At 71.9% G+C, this 3,199-nt stretch carries 4 protein-coding genes; 3 read left to right on the forward strand and 1 reads right to left on the reverse strand.

All coding sequences use genetic code 11. The features are described 5' to 3' along the window. Positions 1-466 (forward strand): YbfB/YjiJ family MFS transporter (locus AB7U92_RS24590; RefSeq protein ID WP_428583080.1); only part of this gene is annotated, 466 nt, incomplete at its 5' end. A 1-nt stretch (position 467) separates the two neighbouring features. Here AB7U92_RS24590 and AB7U92_RS24595 read toward each other — a convergent pair. Beyond that, positions 468-1,547 carry a DNA glycosylase AlkZ-like family protein gene (locus tag AB7U92_RS24595; RefSeq protein WP_428583082.1) on the reverse strand — a complete coding sequence of 360 codons (1,080 nt, stop codon included), beginning with the start codon at positions 1,545-1,547 and terminating at the stop codon, positions 468-470. 43 nt (positions 1,548-1,590) lie between these two features. On the opposite strand from AB7U92_RS24595, the gene AB7U92_RS24600 reads away from it, so the two are divergent. Both AB7U92_RS24600 and AB7U92_RS24605 read left to right on the forward strand, forming a co-directional pair. Beyond that, positions 1,591-2,538, forward strand: coding sequence for an MBL fold metallo-hydrolase (locus AB7U92_RS24600; RefSeq protein ID WP_428583084.1), 948 nt, complete (start codon positions 1,591-1,593; stop codon positions 2,536-2,538). Between the two features lie 86 nt (positions 2,539-2,624). Continuing rightward, positions 2,625-3,199: hypothetical protein (locus tag AB7U92_RS24605; protein ID WP_428583087.1), on the forward strand; the 575-nt coding region annotated here is incomplete at its 3' end.

A 3,199-nucleotide genomic window follows, 5' to 3' on the forward strand; every position in this document is an offset into this window, starting at 1 on the left:
GCGCGAGCAGGGCGCGAGCACGGGCACGGTGGTGGCCTTCTACATCCTGCTGGGCACCGGCGTGATCGCCTCGTCGTGGCTGTGGGCGCCGCTGCTGCAGCGCTACCGCGGCGGCCAGCCGCTGGCCCTGCTCAACGGGCTGCTCGCCGTGGCCACGCTGCTGCCGGTGCTTAGCGCGCACCCGCTGGCGGTGTTCGCTTCCGGCGCGCTGTTCGGCTCGGTGTTCCTCTCGCTGGTGGCCTCGACCACCGCGCTGGTGCGCCACAACCTGCCGCCGGCTGCCTGGCCGGCGGGCATCGCCGCCTTCACCAGCATCTTCGCGGCGGGGCAGATCGTCGGGCCCAGCCTCGTGGGCTGGGTGGCCGATGGCACCGGCGGCCTCTCGCGCGGTTTTGCGGTCTCGGCCGCGGTGCTGGCGCTCGGGGCTTCGCTGGCGGCGCGGCAGCGCGCGCTGCCGCCACGCTGATTCAGCGCGGAACGAGAAACGTACGCAGCCGCTCGACTTCGGCCTCGAGCTCGCGGCGGAAGGCCGCCTCGCGCGGCGCGCGGCCGGCCACGTAACCGAAGTCCGTGCTCAGGCGTCCGTCGGCGAGGCTGGAGTTGGCCCAGCCGATCACCTCGTCGCGCCACAACAGCGGCAGGGCGTAGTAGCCGAGCTGCCGCTTCGGGGCAGGTGTGTAGGCCTCGAAGCGGTAGGCCCAGCCCCAGAACAGCTCGAAGCGGCGGCGGTCCCACACCAGCGGGTCGAAGGGCGCGAGCAGGCGCACGCGGTCCTCGGGTTCGCCGCGCTTGAGGCGTTCGCCGTCCGGCCAGTACCAGTCGACGCCGTCGATGCGTTCGTGAGCCAGCCGGGCGCGGGCACGCGAGAGCGCGGCGCCGCGCTCGCCGCGCCATTGCGGCACGCCGCTGCCGAGGTGGCTGAGCAGCTGGCCGAGCGTCGCGAAGGGCAGCGGCGCGTACTTGGCCACGATCGTGTCGATCAGTGCGTCGTGCGCGGCGCGCGGGTCGGCCGGCGGCGGCGTGAGTTCGCGCGCTGCGTACAGGCGGATGCCGCCCTCGCGCCGCGCCACGCGCAGCAGGCCGCGGTAGTGCATACCGTCGAGCAGCTGCGTGCTCGCGTTGCTCGATCCGCCGAGCCAGTTGGTGGTCTTGCCGTGGGCGAATTCGTCATCGACGTCGCGCGGGTGCACCACGCCGCGCTCGTGCACGAACTCGAGCACCGCGTGGGCCTGCTTCCAGCGCGCCTTCGGCCACACGCTGCGTGGTGTGCGTGGGTGCATCAGTTGATGCAGCGCGCGCGGCACGAAGCCGTAGTTGACGAAGAAGTCTTCCTCGATCGGCAGCTTCGGATAGCGCCGCTCCAGGTCGCCGGCGCGGTAGTCGGCCACGCGCTGGCGCAGCGTGAGGTCCTGCGCGCGCGCCGGGGCGCGGATCGGGTCGGCCTGCACGAAGCCGAGCTTCGCGATGGCGCGCGGCAGCGTAGTCGGCGCGAAGAAGTTGCGTGCGACGGCATGGCGGCGCAGCCGCTCCAGTGGGGTCATGGGCATGTCCGGATGATGCCGCGCCGCGTGCTCGCGGAGAATCGGGCCGATGAGCGCCAACGTGCACGACCATCCCGCCCTGCAGGGGCTTCGCGTCTTCGAGCGCGGCTGGCTGTCGTCGAACAACATCCTCGTGCATGCCGCGCCCGACGAGCACGGCGCCACGCTGATCGACAGCGGGCACGTCAACCACGCCGGGCAGACGCTCGCGCTGCTGCGCCATGCGCTCGGCGAGGCGCCGCTGGCACGCATCGTCAACACCCACCTGCACAGCGACCACTGCGGCGGCAACGCCACGCTGGCGCGTGCCTTCGGCGCGACCATCACCATCCCGCCCGGGCTGGCCGAGGCGGTGCGCGAGTGGCGCGCCGATGCGCTCAGCTACGACACCACCGGCCAGCTGTGCGAGCGTTTCGAGGTGCACGACACGCTGCACCCCGGCGACGTGCTCGAGGCGGGCGGCCGCCGCTTCGAGGTGCTGCACGCGCCGGGCCACGACCCCGATTCGGTGATGCTGTTCGACGCGGCACACGGCCTGCTGGTCTCCGCCGATGCGCTGTGGGAACACGGCTTCGGCGTGGTCTTCCCCGAGATGGATGGCGAGCCGGGCTTCGACGACGTCGGCGCCGTGCTCGATGCCATCGAGGCGCTGCCGGTGAAGCTCGTCGTGCCGGGCCACGGCGCGCCGTTCACCGACGTGGAGGCCGCGCTCGCCCGCGCTCGCTCGCGGCTCGCATCGTTCCGCGCCGAGCCGGCACGCCACGCGAAGCACGGCGTGAAGGTGCTGATCAAGTACCACCTGATGGAAGTGCGCGAGCAGGGCGAGGAAGCGCTGATGCGCTGGGCGGTCACGACGCCGCTGTTCACCGGCGTGTGGGATCGCCACGGCCGCGCTCAGGCCGGTTCGGCCGAAGGCTGGTGCGCGCTGCTGGTGAACGAACTGGTGACGTCCGGCGCGCTGCAGCGGCGCGGTTCGACGATCGCCGACGCAGCTTGATGCCGCTCTAGCGGTCGCCGACATAACGCGGGCATAACGCCCGCTTCCCTACAACGTGCGCATTCGGGTGTTCCGGGGAGGGAACGATGCGCACGACGAGAACGACGTGGCTGGGCTGGCGGCGCCGGCTGCAGGTGGTTCTGCTGCCGCTGGCCCTGGTGGCCTGTGGCGGCGGTAGTGATGGCGTGGTGCCTTCCCAGCCTGCCGGATCCGCCGTGATCGGACTCGCAGGCGGCATCGTTCAGGGGGAAGACGGTGCGCAGGTGGTGGTGCCGCCCGGAGCGATGGACGGCGACGCGACGATCCGCATCGCCAAGGACTCCACCGACATGCCAGCGCTGCCTGATTACGTCGAGGTGGTGGGCAGTGCTTGGCAGGTCACACCGCACGGCTCGACGTTCAGCGATCCGGTGCAGGTGGTGTTGCCGGCGCCGGCTCGGCCGCTCGCCGCCACCGAGGAACTGCGTGTGGCCAAGGTCTCGCCGGGCGGTCAGTGGGAGTTGCTGACGCCCGAAGCCACGCGCGACGCGATCAGCGTGAACGTGCAGTCGTTCTCGTACTTCGTGCCCGTCGCGGTGCGCTACGTGAGCGCGGTCCAGGCCCTGCCCGCGCTGGCCTTGCAGTCCTCAACCTACACCTGCAACGGCGGTCCGTGCCTGCA

This window comes from Piscinibacter sp. (assembly GCF_050175855.1).
GTDB lineage: Bacteria > Pseudomonadota > Gammaproteobacteria > Burkholderiales > Burkholderiaceae_C > Piscinibacter.